Source organism: Curtobacterium sp. BRB10 (genome assembly GCF_031844325.1).
In the GTDB taxonomy this organism is placed as follows: Bacteria; Actinomycetota; Actinomycetes; order Actinomycetales; family Microbacteriaceae; genus Curtobacterium; species Curtobacterium poinsettiae_A.
The window spans coordinates 525,878-542,668 of the sequence record NZ_JAUZVA010000002.1 but is presented as its reverse complement, the minus strand read 5'-3'; the positions used below and the strand labels follow the sequence as shown (position 1 = coordinate 542,668).

Here is a 16,791-nt window from a genome sequence, read left to right as displayed (position 1 = left end):
CCGGACGCTGGCACCGGACGATGACGACCACCGCCGACCTCGCCGCCCGACTCCGGGCGATGCCGGACGATGCGCTCGCGCGCCTCGTCGCGGCGAGGCGACTCCCCACCGCTGCACTCGCCGAGACCGGCCCGCAGCGCATCACCGACTTCTTCGACCTCGCCGAGGCGCTCCGCAGCGAGGACGCCGTGGACGCCGCCGTCGAGCACCTGCCGCGCGCCACGATCCTCGCGTTGCGTGACGGCGGCGCCGTCGACGCGCTCGGCCCCGCGATCGAGCTCGGCCTCGCCGACGAGGACGGCGCGGTCGACGACGCGGTCGCCGCACGCGTGGCCGCCCACCCCGACCTCACCTCGCTCGACGAGCAGCCTGGAGGCCCGGAGCAGGTCCGCCCCGCTGCTCCCGCCCTCGACGCCGCGGCGCTCGAGCGTGCGCGCACCACCGGCGCGGAGCAGGCGTTCGCGACGATGACCGTGCTCGCCGAACTGCTGCGGGCGGTCGACGCCGGCGCGGTCCGCGAACTCGTCAAGGGCGGGATCGGCATGCCGCTCGCCCGCACCCTCGCCGAGCGCATCGGCACCGACGCCGAGTTCGTCGCCGGTCGCCTGGCGCTGCTCGACGACATCGGGTTCGCCGGCCGCGACACCGGGCGGTGGATCGTCACCGACGCCGGCCACGTGTGGTTGCTCGCCGGTTGGCCGGAGCGCTGGGTGTCGCTGGTGGCCGCGTGGTCGGACACGCTCCCGCCCGCCGTGCACCAGGTGCTGGAGCTGGCCGACGGGGACCTGCGCGACCTCGTGCCGCTCGGGCGCTGGGCGTACCCGGCGGGGTCCCGCTGGCTCGACGCCCTGCTGCTCGACGTCGCCGGCACCGCGGCGTCGCTCGGCCTGGCGGTCGACGGCACCGTGACGAGCACCGGTCGGGCGCTCCTCGACGGCGACGCCGAGCAGGCCGCCGACGACCTGCCGGGCACCGTCGAACGGGTCTACCTGCAGCACGACCTCACCGTCATCGCACCGGGGCCGCTCGCGCCGGTGGACGACGACGCCCTGCGCACCGTCGCCGTGCTCGAGGCACCGGGGCTCGCGGCGCGCTACCGCATCTCCGAGGACACCCTGCGCACGGCGTTCCGGGCCGGACACTCCCGCGACGACCTGCTGTCCCTGCTCGGGCGGCTGTCGGCCACCGGGATCCCGCAGCCCCTCGCCTACCTGATCGACCAGGTGGCCGGACGCGACGGCAGCATCGTCGTCGACCGGGGACCGGGCGGCGTCGGGACCGAGGTCCGCGGCACCGCCGACCAGCTCGACCTCGTCGGGGTGGACGCCGAGCTCCGGCAGCTCGCGTGGGAGCGGCCGGACCTGACGACGCTGACCACGCGCTACCCGCCGCACGTCGTGCACACCGCGCTCGAGGACCAGCGCTACCCGGCCGTCCTGACGACGGCAGCCCGTCCCGAGGCGCACCACGGGCCTCCCGGCCGGCGCAGCCCCACCGGACGCTCGCCGGAACAGTCGGCGCACGCACTCGTCGAACGGCTCCGCCTGACGACGCAGCGCGGCGACGCGGAGCCGGAGCAGGAGTGGCTCGGTCGGCAGATCGACCTGGCCGTGCGCGGACGCACGCCGATCCGTGTGACCGTCCGGATGCCGGACGGTTCGGAGCGGCCGTTCTCGATCGTGCCGACCTCGGTCGCGGCCGGACGCGTCCGTGGGCGGGACACGGCAGTCGACGTGGAACGCACCCTGCCGCTGTCGCTCGTCGTGTCGGTCGAGAGCGACGCCTGAGCCGCGCGGTCACCCGCACGCAGGTGCCGACGGCTAGGCTGGCAGGTCATGAACGGACCGCTGATCGTGCAGAGCGACCGCACCGTGCTCCTCGAGGTCGCGCACCCCGACGCCGAGGACGCACGCCACGAGCTCGCGGCCTTCGCCGAGCTCGAACGCGCTCCCGAGCACGTGCACACCTACCGGATCACCCGCCTCGGACTCTGGAACGCGCGCGCCGCGGGCCACGACGCCGAGGCCATGATCGACACCCTGGAACGCTTCGCGAAGTTCCCCGTGCCGCAGAGCGTCACAATCGACATCCGCGACACGGTCTCGCGCTACGGACGACTCGTGATCCGTCGCGAGGAACGGCCCGACGCCCCCGTGATCGCGAACTCCCCCACCGAGGAACTCGAGCGGCTGCCGCTCCTGCTCCTCACCGCCGAGGACCCATCGGTGCTGGCCGAGGTCATCCGGTCGAAGCGCATCAAGCCGTTGCTCGGTGACATGCGGTCCCCGACCGAGGTCGAGCTGCAGCCGTGGGCGCGCGGACAGGTCAAGCAGGAGCTCGTCAAGCTCGGCTGGCCGGCGGAGGACCTGGCGGGCTACACCCCGGGCCAGCCGCACCCGATCGACCTGGACACCGCCGAGTGGCACATGCGGCCGTACCAGGAGCAGGCGGTCGACACGTTCTTCGCCCAGGGTTCCGGCGTCGTCGTGCTGCCCTGTGGCGCGGGCAAGACGCTCGTCGGCGCGGGTGCGATGGCGACCGTCAAGGCGACCACGCTCATCCTCGTCACGAACACCGTCTCGGCACGGCAGTGGCGCACGGAGCTCCTCAAGCGCACGACCCTGACGCCGGAGGACATCGGCGAGTACTCGGGCAGCGTCAAGGAGATCCGGCCGGTCACGATCGCGACCTACCAGATCCTCACCGCCCGCCGGAAGGGCGAGTACACGCACCTGTCGCTCCTCGACGCCCTCGACTGGGGCCTCATCGTCTACGACGAGGTGCACCTGCTGCCGGCGCCGGTGTTCAAGCTGACCGCCGACCTGCAGGCTCGCCGACGCCTGGGCCTGACGGCGACGCTCGTGCGCGAGGACGGCCGCGAGGGCGACGTCTTCTCGCTCATCGGGCCGAAGCGGTACGACGCCCCGTGGAAGGAGATCGAGGCGCAGGGCTACATCTCGCCGGCCTCGTGCTACGAGGTCCGCATCGACCTGCCGCACCAGGACCGCCTGGAGTACGCGGCGTCGAGCGACGACGAGCGCTACCGGCTCGCCGCGACGTCGCCGGCGAAGACGCCGGTGGTGCGGGAACTCATCGAGAAGCACCGCGGTGAGCAGATCCTGGTGATCGGGCAGTACATCGACCAGCTCGACGAACTGGCCGCGTCGCTCGACGCCGCGGAGATCACGGGAGCGACCCCCGTCGACGAACGGGAACGGCTCTACGACGCGTTCCGGTCCGGCGAGATTGACGTGCTCGTCGTCTCGAAGGTCGCGAACTTCTCGATCGACCTGCCCGACGCGACGGTCGCCATCCAGGTCTCCGGCTCGTTCGGCTCCCGGCAGGAAGAAGCCCAGCGACTCGGGCGGCTCCTCCGCCCGAACAAGGACGGCCTGCCCGCGTCGTTCTACACGCTCGTGGCCCGGGACACCGTGGACCAGGACTTCGCCCAGAACCGGCAGCGGTTCCTGGCGGAGCAGGGGTACTCGTACACGATCCTGGACGCCGACCAGGTCCAGACGCCCGTGGGCTGACGCACGAACCGCTCTCAGGAAACCCCGAGGGAACGGTCAGAAGATAGGACCATGAGCGATGGCCCCAAGATCCTGATCGTCGACGACGAGCCGAACATCCGCGACCTCCTGACGACCTCGTTGCGCTTCGCCGGCTTCGCCGTGCGTGCAGTGGGCAACGGGGCACAGGCGATCTCCGCCGTGCTCGAGGAAGAGCCGGACCTCATCATCCTCGACGTGATGCTGCCCGACATGAACGGCTTCGGCGTGACCAAGCGCCTGCGTTCCTCGGGCTACACCTCGCCGATCCTGTTCCTGACGGCGAAGGACGACACCGAGGACAAGATCACCGGCCTCACCGTCGGCGGCGACGACTACGTCACCAAGCCGTTCTCGCTCGACGAGATCGTCGCCCGCATCAAGGCGATCCTCCGTCGCACCATGAACGACGAGGAAGACGCGATCATCCGCGCCGGCGAGCTCACGATGGACCAGGACACGCACGAGGTCACGATCGGCGACGCGCAGATCGAGCTCTCGCCCACCGAGTTCAAGCTGCTCCGCTACCTCATGCTCAACCCGAACCGCGTGCTGTCGAAGGCGCAGATCCTCGACCACGTGTGGGAGTACGACTTCAACGGCGACGCGGGCATCGTCGAGAGCTACATCTCGTACCTGCGTCGCAAGCTCGATCAGTACTCCGCCGAGCCGATCATCCAGACCAAGCGCGGCTTCGGCTACATGCTGAAGGCGTCCAAGGCTTCCTAGGCCCGAGAGTCCTCCGGGACTCGACTTCACGGCGGTCGTCCGGTTTCACCGGGCGGCCGCTGTCTATCGTTGGGGCAGCATGCACACGCGAATGAACCACTGGTGGGACGGGATCTCCCTGCGCACCAAGATCACCGGGATCACGGTGCTCCTCGTCGCGCTCGGACTGCTCGTCGCCGGACTCGGCACGATGACGGTGCTGTCCACCTACCTCATGCAGCAGCTCGACAACACGGTCAAGCAGACGACCGAGCAGCTCGAGGGTCAGAACATCAGTGACGGTGAGCAGTACTGCAAGTTGTCCGTCGTGGTCTCGCAGAGTGCCTACGTCGCCGCGTACGACGCCGACGGGGATCGGATCTGCCAGACGAAGGCGTCGAGCCGGCCAGACGTCCGCGAAGCCACCCTGGTCGAGGCCTCGCAGGCGAACCAGCGCATCTCGCTCTACGACAGCCAGCACAACCACGAGTGGCGCGCCCAGATCATCCCGGCGTCGCTGCAGAACCAGTCCGACGGCACCACCGAGACCGGCTACGTGCTCATCGCGGTCTCCAGTGCCGGCACCGACGAGACGATCGGCAAGTTCACCGCGATCTTCCTCGGGTTCGGTGCGTCGGTGATCCTGCTCGGCGCCATGCTCACGCGCTTGCTCGTCACCGCGACCTTCGACCCGCTGCGGGACGTCGAGGACACCGCCGCCCGGTTCGCCGCGGGTGACTTCAACCAGCGCCTCGAGGCCGACACCCCGAACACCGAGGTCGGGCGCCTCAACCGCTCCCTCAACGTCATGCTCGAGCGGATCGACTCGGCGTTCGAGGACCGTGAGCGCACCATCGCACAGATGCGCCGGTTCGTCGGGGACGCCTCGCACGAGCTCCGCACGCCGCTGGTGTCGCTGCGCGGGTACGCCGAGCTGTACCGCATGGGCGCCCTGCGCAAGGAAGAGGACGTCGCCCAGGCGATGGAGCGCATCGAGAAGGAAGCGCAGCGGATGGGCCTGCTCGTGCAGGACCTGCTGCAGCTCGCCCGCATCGACGAGTCGAAGCCGCTCGAGCTCGGCCCGGTCGACCTCGTCGCCATCGCCCGTGACTCGGCGCTCGACACGATGGCCTCCAACCCGGACCGCGAGATCCAGGTCCTCGTCGAGGACTCCCTGACCGGCGAGAGCGTGCCCCAGGCCGTCCGTCCGTCGGCGTCGTCGTCGTCGTCCATCGGCTCTCCGGACTCCGGCGAGGCACCGCCCGTGTCGCCCACCTCGGCGAACACCACCGGCCCGATCGCGTTCTCGCGCCAGACCATCGCACGTCTGCGCGCCCGTCGCACCCGCGCCATGAACATCGACGCCGGTGCCGCGCCGACCGACGAGACCACGCCGCTGCCCACGGTCGTGTTGCCGAAGCGGCCACCGATCGTCCTGGCAGAAGAGAACAAGATCCGCCAGATCGTCACGAACCTGATGGGCAACGCCATGCGGTTCACGGCGAACGACGACCCGATCGAGATCGGCATCGGCGTGGACGACGAGCGCGGCATGGCACACCTCGACGTGATCGACCACGGTGAGGGCATCCCGCCGCAGCTGCGCGAGAAGATCTTCCAGCGCTTCTGGCGTGCGGACACCTCCCGCGCCCGCGACACCGGCGGCTCGGGCCTCGGGCTCGCCATCGTTTCCGGCATCGTCGCGGCGCACCACGGCTCGGTCGAGGTCTTCGACACCGAGGGCGGCGGCGCCACCTTCCGCGTCTGGCTCCCCCTGCTCCCCCGCGACTTCGCCGCCTGACCCGAGCGGGCCGCTGCTCGAGGTAGCGCTGAATGCCGTCCATCGGTCTCCATCACGGCGCGACGTGCGACCTCGGTGACGAACGCACGGCGTGTTGTGCAATTACCGCGTGCGAGCGTCCGACCCTTCGGAGGGGCACCCCGCCGACGTCACGACGAGCGCGAGACGAAGGCCTGGCGCAGACGCTCGAACAGCACAGCCGGGCGACGGACATCAGCCCGCGTCGCATGCAGGACGAGCCAGCCGTTGACCGCCATCCCGTTGTCACGCCGCTGGTCGTACTGAAAGGTGTCCCGTTCACGGTGGTGATCGCCGTCGTACTCCAACACGATTCGACGGTCCGGCCAGGCCATGTCCACGCGTCCGAGGAACCGGCCGTGGTGATCCGACACCTCAACCTGCAGTTCCGGCTCCGGGAACCCCGCGTCGACCACGGCGAGTCGAAGCCAGGTTTCCAGCGGTGACTCGGCACCGACGCGCACCCGTGCGAGAGCGGCACGAGCGACCGCGACCCACCGAGATCCGGGCACGATGCTCTTGGCGAGCGTGTCGATCGTGCAGAGTCCGCTCTTGCCCACCAGGAAATCGCCCACCGCGACGAGTTGCTCCACGCTGAGCAGACCGGCGCACTCCCGCCATGCAAGCTCCGGAGTACTGAGCCGCATCCCCTGCCGCTCGCAACTTGCGGCTCCGGACCGGCGCCGGTGTCCCATGACCTGCGGACGTCGCATCACCGGGCCGGTTCCGTCGGTCGTGACGTGGACGGGGACTTCGGTACCGCGCGGGAGCGGTGCTCCCCACAGCGCGGCGGCCGTCGTGTGGCTGAGGTACTGGTCCGGACGGAGCACCAGGCCGACTGCGGCGACGATCGACATCGCGGCGTCGGTCGATCGCACACCGTGCACGGGACGGACGAGATCACGTCGACGGAGACGGCCCGGATTGACGCCGAACCCGAGGGCCTCACTGACCAGGAAGCCGGCAGAGTCGAGCATCTCGGGGAGCGGATGAGGCTTCGGCATGTCCCGAGTGTCGCGACCCGGTCGCCAGGGCAAGCCCCTCTGAAACGCATCTGTGGACAACGACCGGTGCCGGGCCCCCCTGTGCGCTTCATGCTGATCGCGCAACATGCCGCGTCCAGCACACCGTGATCGCACGAACTGCCGGAACGGCCTCCGCATACCGGCAGTTCGCGCGATCGCGACCGACACGCCCCACACGCGGAAGGGCCCCGCACGCGCAGCGTGCGGGGCCCTTCCGTCAGACGGACTCTAGAAGTCCATGCCACCCGTCGGGTCGCCAGCCGGAGCAGCAGGGGTGCGCTCGGGCTTCTCGGCGACGACGGCCTCGGTGGTCAGGAACAGACCGGCGATCGACGCAGCGTTCTGCAGCGCCGAACGCGTGACCTTGGCGGGGTCGATGATGCCGGCGGCGATCAGGTCGACGTACTCGCCGGTCGCGGCGTTGAGGCCCCAACCCGACTCGAGCTCGCGGACCTTGGCGGCGACGACGCCCGGCTCGAGACCGGCGTTCAGCGCGATCTGCTTGAGCGGCGCGTCGATGGCCACGCGGACGATGTTCGCACCGGTCGCCTCGTCACCCTCGAGCTCGAGGGCCTCGAGTGCGACGGCACCGGCCTGGATGAGGGCGACGCCACCACCGGCGACGATGCCCTCTTCGACGGCAGCCTTCGCGTTGCGGACGGCGTCCTCGATGCGGTGCTTGCGCTCCTTGAGCTCGACCTCGGTCGCGGCTCCCGCCTTGATGACGGCGACGCCACCGGCGAGCTTCGCGAGGCGCTCCTGGAGCTTCTCGCGGTCGTAGTCGGAGTCGGTCGCCTCGATCTCGGCACGGATCTGGCGGACACGGCCGGCGATCTGCTCGGCGTCGCCGGCACCCTCGACGATCGTGGTCTCGTCCTTGGTGATGACGACCTTGCGGGCGCGACCGAGCAGGTCGAGCGTCGCGTTCTCGAGCTTGAGGCCGACCTCTTCCGAGATGACCTGGCCACCGGTGAGGATCGCGATGTCCTGCAGCATGGCCTTGCGGCGGTCACCGAAGCCCGGGGCCTTGACGGCGACGGACTTGAAGATGCCGCGGATCTTGTTCACGACGAGCGTGGCCAGGGCCTCACCGTCGACGTCCTCGGCGATGATCAGGAGCTGCTTGCCCGCCTGGATCACCTTGTCGACGACCGGCAGGAGGTCCTTGATGTTCGAGATCTTCGAGTTGACGATCAGGATGTAGGCGTCCTCGAAGACGGCTTCCTGACGCTCGGGGTCGGTGACGAAGTACTGCGACAGGTAGCCCTTGTCGAAGCGCATGCCCTCGGTCAGCTCGAGCTCGGTGCCGAAGGTGTTCGACTCCTCGACGGTGACGACGCCTTCCTTGCCGACCTTGTCGATGGCCTCGGCGATGAGCGCGCCGATGGTCGGGTCAGCGGCCGAGATCGACGCGGTCGCGGCGATCTGGTCCTTGGTCTCGATGTCCTTCGCGTTGGCGAGGAGCTGGTCGGAGACGGCGGCGACGGCCTTCTCGATGCCGCGCTTGAGCGACACGGGGTCGGCACCGGCGGCGACGTTGCGGAGGCCCTCGCGGACGAGCGCCTGGGCGAGGACGGTCGCGGTGGTCGTCCCGTCACCGGCGACGTCGTCGGTCTTCTTGGCGACCTCCTTGACGAGCTCCGCGCCGATCTTCTCGTACGGGTCGTCGAGCTCGATCTCCTTGGCGATGGAGACACCGTCGTTCGTGATCGTGGGGGCACCCCACTTCTTCTCGAGGACGACGTTGCGGCCGCGCGGGCCGAGCGTCACCTTCACGGCGTCGGCCAGCTGGTTCAGGCCGCGCTCGAGGCCACGGCGGGCCTCCTCGTCGAAAGCAATGATCTTAGCCATGTGGTTTTTCGTCCCTCCCGGACGTCGTCTTGGGGGTCGTGCTGGCACTCAGCGTGAGCGAGTGCCAACGCCGATTCTGGCACTCGACGGGTGTGAGTGCAACACAGTCGGGAGGCTCGTGACGACTTCCCAGGACACGTCGCGTCCGGCGGACCCCGCACCACCGCCGCGGTCGCGCTCCCCGCGCCGGTCGCGGTCCCCGCACACGACGAACGCGCCGCCCCTGGCGGGACGGCGCGTTCTGGAAGTGGTGGTGCTCAGGCGGGGCGGACGGACTCTGCCTGCGGGCCCTTCGACCCGGTCCCGACGTCGAACACGACGGCCTGGCCCTCCTCGAGGACCTTGTAACCCGACATGTCGATGGCCGAGTAGTGCACGAACACGTCCTGGCCCCCTCCATCCACGGTGATGAAGCCGAAGCCCTTTTCAGCGTTGAACCACTTCACGGTTCCGTTGGCCATGATCTCTTGCTCCCTGGTACTGCAGTGCGGAACGACGTGATCGTCGTCTGCATGGGACTCTGACCGAACCCGTCCGATCAGGCAAGAGGTGTGACGTTGTTTCACGTCGATTCCGTCAGAAATCAACGTGCTCGAAACACAGCCGTCACACAATGCGCGGAAAACGCGGCTCGACGACCGGCAGGACGCCCCGCGGCGGCCGATCAGCCGGTGTAGTCGGCGCCGAGGACGACGCTCACGTCGGCGTTCGGGAACGCCGCCGACTGCTGCACCGCCGTGACGCCGAGCTGCTTCGCGATGCCCTGCGCGACCGCCGCCTGCGACGCCTGCTGGTAGTAGACGATCGTCGACGTCGACCCGGTCGTCCCGGCGTCACCGGTGGAGGCGACCTGCCAGCCGGCGCCGGTCAGCGCCGCGCTCGCCCGGCTTGCGAGGCCCGTGGTGGTCGTGCCGTTCAGCACGACGACGGTGGTGGTGCCCTGCTGTGCCGGCGTCGCGGCCGCAGCGCTGCCCGACCCCGCGGAGCCGGAACCGGCGGACGAGGACGCCGACGGCTTGGACGTCGCCGAGGGCTTCGCGGTCGCCGACGCCGACGTGGAGGCCGAGGGCGAGTCGGATCCGTTGAACGAGTAGCTGCCGTTCAGCAGTGCGAGGACGAGCACCCCGATGCCGACGAGCACACCCGTGGCGAGTGCTGCCCAGGCGAAGGCGATCCAGCCACGGCCGCGACGCTGGGCACCGCGGTGCGCACCGACCCGCGGGCCGTCGGCGACGTCGTCGAACCGGTCTCGGGGGAATCTCGTGCTCATCGTTCCTCTTCACGTCCTTCGGGAGCTGCGCCGGGCGCGACGAAGCTGCGCGTCGCCCGGGCGCTGGTGCGCGCGTGACGGAGCCGCTGCAGCCGGCTGACGAGCTGCGGGTCGTACGCGAGTGCCGCGGGCGAGTCGATCACGCGGTTCAGCACCTGGTAGTAGCGCGCCGCCGACATCTCGAACTCCACCCGGATCTCCGCTTCCTTCGTGCGGTCGTGCCGTGCCCGGTCCTGCTCGAACGTCAGCACGTGCTTCGCGAGCTCACTGAGCTGGTCAGCACTGAGCTGGTCAGCGCTGCGCTCGTCGACGCTGCGTTCGTCGGTGGGGCTGGTCACGGCGGTTCCGATCACGGTCGGGTAACGGGTCTCGCACATCGTAGGGGTGGAGTCGATCCGGACCCTGGCACGGCGCTGGACTGTCGCGAACACCGGTCACAGGTCCGGCGCGCGGAACCAGCGCACTCGTGTCCCGAACGGGTCGGAGACGGCCACCGCGACCCCGTCGAGCGAGACCGTCGCGAAGGCGTCCGGATCGGCCGCGTCCACGTCGTCGGGCAGTGTCGCCGCCACCCCGCGCAGGATCCCGGTGCGTTCGAGGGCGATCCAGTGCACCCCCCGCTCACGGATCCGGTCGACGAACCGCTGCCGGTCCGCGCCCGGCACGTAGACCAGGGTCCCGGTGGTCAGGACGACCGGTTCGACGTCGTCCGGCAGGGCGTCCAGTGCACGGTCGAGGTCACCTGGCACGGCACCGACGAGCCGGTCTGGAGGCACGGCGAGCGTCGCGCGCGCAGCCTGACGCATCAGGGCGGTCCGGTCCGACGCCTCGGGTGGGACGGCCTCGACGAGCCGGTCGAACGCACCGGGGACCGACAGGTCGATCGGGTTCGGGTCGAGGGCCACGCGGGCACCGACCCTGATCGGGACGGCCGCCGGTGTGGGGACGGCCCCGGAGGCATCCGCCACCAGCCGGACCGAGGGATCGGCGACCGCCGTGTGCATCCGCAGGACCGCGGCTCCGGAACCGACCCGGTAGTCCAGGGTCACCCGGTCCGGGATCGAGCACAGCCCGGCGGCGGCCCCGGCGTCGACCAGGCCGAGCGGACGCGTCGACCGTTCGGCGAGCGCCGCGAACAGCGGGACGACCGGCGCGAGCCGCTGCGAGTCGTTGGCCTGCACCGTGGCGGAGGCGAGGGCCGTGACGAGCGCGGGGCGGGCCTCCAGGCCGAGCGCGCGCAGCGCACCCGGGTCCGACGGGTCCGCGCCCAGCCGCCGCGCGACGGCGAAGAACAGTTCCGGCTGCCGCTGCTGCTCGGGGACCTCGGCGAGGAGCGCGACGAGGGAGTCGTCGAGCGACCGTGCCCAGGCGGCGTACGACGGCGAGACGGCCTGGATCCGGTCCGCGAACGCGTCGTACCGGGCGCGGGTGCCCATCAGCGCCCGGGCCGGTGCATGCCCACGTGGCGGATACCGGCCTCGTCGTACGGCTCCCCGAACCGCACGAAGCCGTACCGCTCGTACAGGGCTGCGACGTACTCCTGGGCGTGCAGGACGAACGGCTCGTGTCCGTGTTCGTCGAGCACGGCGGCGACGAGCCGGCCGGCGATCCCCTGCCCACGGTGTTCCGGGTCGGTCGCGACGCGGCCGATCACCCACGCCGGCGACTCCTCGCCGTCCGGGTGGACCTCGTCGACCGCCGGGCGGATGAGGCGCAGGTACCCAACCGCATCGGTGTCGGTACCGAACCACCAGTGCTCGGTCTCGGGCTCGCGGTCACGGCCGTCGAAGTCCTCGGCGGTGACCCGTTGCTCGAGTGCGAACACGCGGTTGCGCAGGACGACGATGCCGTACAGTTCGTCCGTCGTCAGACGGGTCCAGCGGGCGTGGTGCACGGAATGCTCGGACATCGTGGCGAGTTTAGTGAAGTGGTCGGGAGTGCCCGGAAGAGCCCGGCCGGAAGCAGGAGGAACCAATGGCATACAACGTCGACAAGTCCGACGCCCAGTGGCGCGAGGAGCTCTCCCCGGACCAGTACGCCGTCCTCCGCCAGGCGGGGACCGAACGACCGTGGACCGGTGAACTCCTCGACGAGGAGCGTGCCGGCGTCTACACCTGTGCGGCCTGCAACGCGGAGCTGTTCAAGAGCGGCACGAAGTTCGACTCCGGCTGCGGCTGGCCGTCGTTCTACGAGTCGGTGAACCCGGACGCCGTGCAGCTCATCGAGGACAACTCCCTCGGCATGGCCCGCACCGAGGTCCGCTGCGCGAACTGCGGTTCGCACCTGGGCCACGTGTTCCCGGACGGGTTCGGCACCCCCACGGGTGACCGGTACTGCATGAACTCGATCTCGCTGAACTTCTCGGAGAAGTCGGGCGAGTGAGCCCTGGACGCCCTCACCGGTAAGATGAGCGGCGTCAGCCGGCATGGCGCAATTGGTAGCGCACCGTACTTGTAATACGGGGGTTGCGGGTTCAAGTCCCGCTGCCGGCCCCACACGAAGCGATGCCCCGGGCGAAGTCTCGCCCGGGGCATCGGCACACGGAACGCGGATCAGGGGGCGTTCCGGGCGCTGGACGCGGTAACCAGCCGGTCGTGCGACGAGGATGACACCTCACCGACCTGCGCGTCCACACCCTGACCCCACATCCGCGGGAATCCGCACGATGTGCACGAACGCGCAGCGGCCCTGTCCGCTCAGCGTCCGCCGGCTCAGCGTCCGCCCGTGATCTTCCGCTCTCGCTGCGCGACGCCGGCGGTGCCGTAGGGGTAGTCGTCGATGCGGGGAGCGCTGGCGTCGGTCAGTCGGGTGAGTTCGTCGTCGGTGAGCACCAGGTCCGCGGCGCCGAGGTTGTCCTCGAGTTGCGACAGGGTGCGGACGCCGAGGATCACGCTCGTGACCGCGGGCCGGGACAGCAGCCAGGCCAGTGCGACCTGCGACTTCGACGCGTCGTGGGCGTCGGCGACCTCGGAGACGGCGTCGAGCACCTCCCACGTGCGCTCGTCGCCGTTGCGGGCTTCCCAGGCCTCCATGCCGCGCTGCGGGTTCTCGCCAAGGCGGGTGGCGCCGGACGGGGCCTCGTCGCGCTGGTACTTGCCGGAGAGCCAGCCGCCGGCCAGGGGGGACCAGGGCAGCAGGCCGATGCCGGCGTCGAGGCAGGCGGGGACGACCTCGTGCTCGATGTCGCGGACGAGCAGGTTGTACTGCGGCTGCAGGGTGACCGGCGGTGCCCAGCCGTGCGCCTTCGCCTCGTAGACGGCCTTGGTGACCTGGTAGCCGAGGTAGTTCGAGAACCCGTACGAGCCGATCTTGCCGGCGGACACGGCGTCGTCGAGGAACCGCAGGGTCTCGTCGATGGGGGTCAGGGCGTCCCACGCGTGCATCTGGTACAGGTCGATGTGGTCGACGCCGAGCCGCTCGAGCGAGGCATCGAGGGCCACGCGCAGGTGTCGTCGGGACAGGCCGAGGTCGTTCGGGCCGTCGCCCTGCGGGAACCGGCCCTTGGTGGCGAGGACGACCTGCGCGGCCTCGGTGGGGTGTGCTGCGAGCCAGCGGCCGATGATCCGCTCGGACTCGTTGCCGGAGTAGACGTCCGCCGTGTCGACGAGCGTGCCACCGGCGGCCACGAAGGCGTCGAGGATGGCGTGTGAGGTGGGTTCGTCGGCTTCGCTGCCGAACGTCATGGTGCCGAGGGTCAGCGTCGACACCGATGTCCCGCTGTTGCCGAGGAGTCTGTAGTCCATGGCGGGGACGGTACGCCCGGTGCCGTCCGACCGAGGGGACCCACGAGTACCCCTCAGCGCGGGGCGGACAGGAACCGCAGCGCCGCCTCGCGGAACGGTCGCGAGGTCGGGGCGTTGAAGTGGTTGCGCCCCGGGATCTCGAAGAACGTGGCGTCCGGTGCGGCCTCGGCGAGCCGGACCGCGCTGTCCCGGATGCCGTCCTCGCTGCCCGCGGCGATCAGGAGCGGCTGCGCCGGTGCGTTCTCCGGGGTCGGCTCGATGCTGTTCCGCATCCCCTCGACCATGGCCACGAGCGCGCCGAGGTCGTTGCCCTCGACGTTGCCCGCCATCGTCAGGTACCCGTTGGTGACGCGGTCCTCGATGGGGGTGCCGTCGGCGATGTACGCCTTCGCCTGGTCGACGCGGACACGACGCATCGGGTCGGCGTCCGGGATCCCGCCGAACACCGCGCGCGAGATCCGGCCGGGCAGCCGCTCGGCGGTGTGCCAGCCGACCCGTGCGCCGAGCGAGTAGCCGAGGAACGCGACGTCGTCGAGCAGGTACGTGTCGATGACCGTGGTGACGTCGGCGACGAGCAGGTCCATCGAGTACGCACCCGGGTCGTGCGGCTTCGCGCTCGCGCCGTGTCCGCGCTGGTCGAGCGCCAGGACCCGGTACCCGGCACGGACCAGGTGTCGTGTCCAGCCCGAGGCGTGCCAGTTGAGCACCGCACCGGAGGCGAAACCGTGCACCGCGATGACGGCCGGGGCGTCCGGGTCACCGAAGTCGTAGGTCGCGAGTCGCAGCCCGTCGGGCGACATCACGAACCGGGGGCGGGGCGCTTCGGGGACGAGTGACATGTCCTCTCCAGCGTACCGGGGCAGTGTGGTGGCCATGGACGGCTACGGCGGCGATCAGATCCGGGCGGCGGAACGCCCCCACCTCGACGCGGGGGAACCCCTGATGCAGCGGGCCGCCGAGGGGCTCGCTCGCATCGTCGGCGATCTGCTGGACGACCCGGCCGTGCGGCCGGTCGACGGGCCGGGTTCCGTCCTCGTGCTCGCCGGCAGCGGCGACAACGGCGGTGACGCGCTGTTCGCCGGTGCTCGCCTGGCAGCGGCCGGGAGGCACGTGACGGTCCTGCGCGTCGGTTCCCGTGTCCACGAGGCCGGCCTGGCAGCGGCGCTGGACGCCGGCGCGCGTCTGCTGGACGGCCCGTCCGGCGCCTCGGGACCGAACGCGGGCGGGGCGGCGGACATCCTGCGGGCCGCCGGCCGGAGCGACGGCGAGCGGCTGGCGGACGTCGCGACCGAGGCGGCACTCGAGGCCGACCTCGTGCTCGACGGCATCCTCGGCATCGGGGTGCACGGCGCGACCGCACTGCGGTCCCCCGCGCGGGAGGTCGTGGACGCCATCCGCGAGCTCGCCCGCGACCAGCGTGCGCCGTTCGTCGTCGCGGTGGACGTGCCGAGCGGCGTCGACGTGGACACGGGCGGGGTCGCCGACGACCACGTCCTGCACGCCGACGTCACCGTCACCTTCGGCGGGGTGAAGGCCGGCCTGCTGACCGGACCCGCCGCCACCCTCGCCGGGCGGATCGAACTCGTCGACGTCGGGATCGGTGCGGACCTGGCGACGATGGAGCCGCTGATCCGCACCTGACCCCTCGAACGTCCGTGCGTCAGCGGTGCTCGTACAGCACGGGCTCCGGCAGACCGTGCTCGGCGCGGACGCTGCGTGCGATGCCCTCGATCGCGACCAGGGCATCGACCACGAGCTCGGACGTCACCGGGAACGGCATGTTGTGGATGGTCTCGCCCGCCGCCGTCGCGGCCTCGGCCACGGCGCGCAGCACGTCCCGGTCGTCCACCGTCAGGCCGATCTCGGTGAGGGTGTTCGGCAGGCCGACCTTCGTGGTGAAGACGACGAAGTCCTCGATCTCCTCGGCCGAGGCACCCTCGAGCACCAGCTGCGCGATCGTCCCGATGTTCACCTTCTGCCCGTGCGCCAGGCCGTGCGCCTGCGGAGCCGCGGTCAGCCCGTTGTGGATCGCGTGGGCGGCGGCGAGTCCACCGGACTCGAAGCCCAGGCCCGACAGCAGCGTGTTCGCCTCGACGACCTTCTCGAGCGCCGGGGTGACGACCCCGGCCTTGACTGCCTCGATGGCCTGCAGGGCGTTCTCGTGCAGGAGCTTCCACGACAGCTCGGCGAGCGCGACACCGGTCTGGGTCTGCAGGCCGCCGGCCATGGTGTCGGCGTTGGCGCGCTTCGCGGCACGGGCCTCGACCCAGGTCGCCAGCGCGTCGCCGATGCCCGCGACCAGGAACCGCACCGGCGCGTTGGCGACGAGCCTGGTGTCGATGAGCACGAGGTCCGGGTTGTGCGGGAAGAAGCGGTACTCGATGAACTCACCCTCGGCGGTGTAGATCACGGCGAGCGCCGAGGTCGGGGCGTCCGTGGACGCGGCAGTCGGCACGCTGGCCCACCGGATGCCGGCCAGGTGTCCCGCGGCCTTCGCGGCGTCGATCGCGGAGCCACCGCCGAGCCCCACGATGACGTCGGCGTCCTTCGCGCGGATCTGTTCGACGAGCTCGTCGACGGCTTCAGGGGTGGCGAAGCGGCCGAACCCGACGCGCTCCACGGGCAGGTCGGCGGACCGGAAGCTCTCGGAGACGGCGGTCTCGACGATGCCCCAGACCACGTCGTCGGCGACGATCAGGGGCCGCTTGCCGATCGGGGCGATGAACTCGCCGACGCGGGTGATCGCGTCCTTGCCCTGGACGTAGCGGGCGGGGCTCATCACGGTGCTGATGGGAGTGGCCATCGTGCGGTTCCTTCCGGTTGT

The 16,791-nt window shown here is 70.7% G+C and carries 16 protein-coding genes and 1 tRNA gene; 7 read left to right on the top strand and 10 right to left on the bottom strand.

Translation table 11 applies throughout. From position 1 onward, the window contains the following. Nucleotides 1–20 precede the first annotated feature (20 nt). From Q9R26_RS06445 to Q9R26_RS06430, 4 genes are all read left to right on the top strand, one after another. Nucleotides 21–1,787: a helicase-associated domain-containing protein gene (locus Q9R26_RS06445; RefSeq protein ID WP_311226826.1), complete on the top strand. Its 1,767-nt coding sequence runs from the start codon at nucleotides 21–23 to the stop codon at nucleotides 1,785–1,787. Nucleotides 1,788–1,835: 48 nt separating this feature from the next. Next, nucleotides 1,836–3,533, top strand: coding sequence for a DNA repair helicase XPB (locus tag Q9R26_RS06440; protein ID WP_311226825.1), 1,698 nt, complete (start codon nucleotides 1,836–1,838; stop codon nucleotides 3,531–3,533). Nucleotides 3,534–3,584: 51 nt separating this feature from the next. After that, entirely contained in the window at nucleotides 3,585–4,280 is a 696-nt protein-coding gene (locus Q9R26_RS06435; protein WP_017888045.1) for a response regulator transcription factor, read from the top strand. Nucleotides 4,281–4,359: 79 nt separating this feature from the next. Continuing rightward, nucleotides 4,360–6,060, top strand: coding sequence for a HAMP domain-containing sensor histidine kinase (locus Q9R26_RS06430; RefSeq protein ID WP_311226824.1), 1,701 nt, complete (start codon nucleotides 4,360–4,362; stop codon nucleotides 6,058–6,060). A gap of 149 nt (nucleotides 6,061–6,209) precedes the next feature. Here Q9R26_RS06430 and Q9R26_RS06425 read toward each other — a convergent pair whose 3' ends face one another. The 7 genes from Q9R26_RS06425 to Q9R26_RS06395 all read right to left on the bottom strand — a co-directional run bounded on the left by Q9R26_RS06425 (nucleotide 6,210) and on the right by Q9R26_RS06395 (nucleotide 12,133). Next, nucleotides 6,210–6,935 (bottom strand): DUF559 domain-containing protein, encoded by a 726-nt coding sequence (locus Q9R26_RS06425; protein ID WP_311226823.1) that lies wholly within the window; start codon nucleotides 6,933–6,935, stop codon nucleotides 6,210–6,212. A gap of 396 nt (nucleotides 6,936–7,331) precedes the next feature. Further along, a complete protein-coding gene (gene groL / locus Q9R26_RS06420) occupies nucleotides 7,332–8,954 on the bottom strand; it encodes a chaperonin GroEL (RefSeq protein WP_071404070.1) in 1,623 nt (540 codons plus the stop codon). A gap of 257 nt (nucleotides 8,955–9,211) precedes the next feature. Further along, entirely contained in the window at nucleotides 9,212–9,415 is a 204-nt protein-coding gene (locus Q9R26_RS06415; protein ID WP_017888049.1) for a cold-shock protein, read from the bottom strand. Between the two features lie 203 nt (nucleotides 9,416–9,618). Next, on the bottom strand, nucleotides 9,619–10,224 hold the full coding sequence (locus Q9R26_RS06410) for a LytR C-terminal domain-containing protein (RefSeq protein WP_111235678.1): 606 nt from the start codon (nucleotides 10,222–10,224) through the stop codon (nucleotides 9,619–9,621). Then, entirely contained in the window at nucleotides 10,221–10,562 is a 342-nt protein-coding gene (locus tag Q9R26_RS06405) for a DUF3263 domain-containing protein (protein ID WP_259362763.1), read from the bottom strand. Before Q9R26_RS06405 ends, Q9R26_RS06410 begins: the two co-directional genes overlap by 4 nt. A gap of 96 nt (nucleotides 10,563–10,658) precedes the next feature. Further along, complete coding sequence (locus Q9R26_RS06400) at nucleotides 10,659–11,660, bottom strand: DUF2332 family protein (protein ID WP_311226822.1); 1,002 nt, start codon at nucleotides 11,658–11,660, stop codon at nucleotides 10,659–10,661. After that, nucleotides 11,660–12,133: a GNAT family N-acetyltransferase gene (locus Q9R26_RS06395; RefSeq protein WP_311226821.1), complete on the bottom strand. Its 474-nt coding sequence runs from the start codon at nucleotides 12,131–12,133 to the stop codon at nucleotides 11,660–11,662. Before Q9R26_RS06395 ends, Q9R26_RS06400 begins: the two co-directional genes overlap by 1 nt. Nucleotides 12,134–12,198: 65 nt before the next feature. Between Q9R26_RS06395 and msrB the strand changes: the two genes are divergently transcribed. Beyond that, entirely contained in the window at nucleotides 12,199–12,606 is a 408-nt protein-coding gene (msrB, locus tag Q9R26_RS06390; RefSeq protein ID WP_027466599.1) for a peptide-methionine (R)-S-oxide reductase MsrB, read from the top strand. A 37-nt stretch (nucleotides 12,607–12,643) separates the two neighbouring features. After that, nucleotides 12,644–12,719 (top strand) — tRNA-Thr (locus tag Q9R26_RS06385). Between the two features lie 216 nt (nucleotides 12,720–12,935). Here Q9R26_RS06385 and Q9R26_RS06380 read toward each other — a convergent pair. Next, on the bottom strand, nucleotides 12,936–13,967 hold the full coding sequence (locus Q9R26_RS06380) for an aldo/keto reductase (RefSeq protein ID WP_262139240.1): 1,032 nt from the start codon (nucleotides 13,965–13,967) through the stop codon (nucleotides 12,936–12,938). Between the two features lie 53 nt (nucleotides 13,968–14,020). Then, the gene (locus tag Q9R26_RS06375) at nucleotides 14,021–14,806 is read right to left on the bottom strand and encodes an alpha/beta fold hydrolase (RefSeq protein ID WP_071244025.1); all 786 of its coding nucleotides are present in this window, start codon (nucleotides 14,804–14,806) and stop codon (nucleotides 14,021–14,023) included. Here Q9R26_RS06375 and Q9R26_RS06370 point away from each other — a divergent pair. Beyond that, the gene (locus tag Q9R26_RS06370) at nucleotides 14,805–15,608 is read left to right on the top strand and encodes an NAD(P)H-hydrate epimerase (protein ID WP_262139242.1); all 804 of its coding nucleotides are present in this window, start codon (nucleotides 14,805–14,807) and stop codon (nucleotides 15,606–15,608) included. The two genes, Q9R26_RS06375 and Q9R26_RS06370, sit on opposite strands and share 2 nt — an antisense overlap. Before the next feature lie 19 nt (nucleotides 15,609–15,627). Here the strand turns inward: Q9R26_RS06370 and Q9R26_RS06365 are convergent, their stop codons facing one another. Then, nucleotides 15,628–16,770, bottom strand: coding sequence for a glycerol dehydrogenase (locus Q9R26_RS06365; protein WP_311226820.1), 1,143 nt, complete (start codon nucleotides 16,768–16,770; stop codon nucleotides 15,628–15,630). Nucleotides 16,771–16,791: the final 21 nt, after the last annotated feature.

Coding starts and splice junctions, on each gene's coding strand:
- Q9R26_RS06365 (WP_311226820.1), bottom strand. CDS start 16,770: ATGGCCACTCCCATCAGCACCGTGATGAGCCCCGCCCGCTACGTCCAG.
- Q9R26_RS06440 (WP_311226825.1), top strand. CDS start 1,836: ATGAACGGACCGCTGATCGTGCAGAGCGACCGCACCGTGCTCCTCGAG.
- Q9R26_RS06375 (WP_071244025.1), bottom strand. CDS start 14,806: ATGTCACTCGTCCCCGAAGCGCCCCGCCCCCGGTTCGTGATGTCGCCC.
- msrB (WP_027466599.1), top strand. CDS start 12,199: ATGGCATACAACGTCGACAAGTCCGACGCCCAGTGGCGCGAGGAGCTC.
- Q9R26_RS06425 (WP_311226823.1), bottom strand. CDS start 6,935: ATGTCGATCGTCGCCGCAGTCGGCCTGGTGCTCCGTCCGGACCAGTAC.
- Q9R26_RS06435 (WP_017888045.1), top strand. CDS start 3,585: ATGAGCGATGGCCCCAAGATCCTGATCGTCGACGACGAGCCGAACATC.
- Q9R26_RS06415 (WP_017888049.1), bottom strand. CDS start 9,415: ATGGCCAACGGAACCGTGAAGTGGTTCAACGCTGAAAAGGGCTTCGGC.
- Q9R26_RS06370 (WP_262139242.1), top strand. CDS start 14,805: ATGTCCTCTCCAGCGTACCGGGGCAGTGTGGTGGCCATGGACGGCTAC.
- Q9R26_RS06445 (WP_311226826.1), top strand. CDS start 21: ATGACGACCACCGCCGACCTCGCCGCCCGACTCCGGGCGATGCCGGAC.
- groL (WP_071404070.1), bottom strand. CDS start 8,954: ATGGCTAAGATCATTGCTTTCGACGAGGAGGCCCGCCGTGGCCTCGAG.
- Q9R26_RS06410 (WP_111235678.1), bottom strand. CDS start 10,224: ATGAGCACGAGATTCCCCCGAGACCGGTTCGACGACGTCGCCGACGGC.
- Q9R26_RS06395 (WP_311226821.1), bottom strand. CDS start 12,133: ATGTCCGAGCATTCCGTGCACCACGCCCGCTGGACCCGTCTGACGACG.
- Q9R26_RS06430 (WP_311226824.1), top strand. CDS start 4,360: ATGCACACGCGAATGAACCACTGGTGGGACGGGATCTCCCTGCGCACC.
- Q9R26_RS06380 (WP_262139240.1), bottom strand. CDS start 13,967: ATGGACTACAGACTCCTCGGCAACAGCGGGACATCGGTGTCGACGCTG.
- Q9R26_RS06400 (WP_311226822.1), bottom strand. CDS start 11,660: ATGGGCACCCGCGCCCGGTACGACGCGTTCGCGGACCGGATCCAGGCC.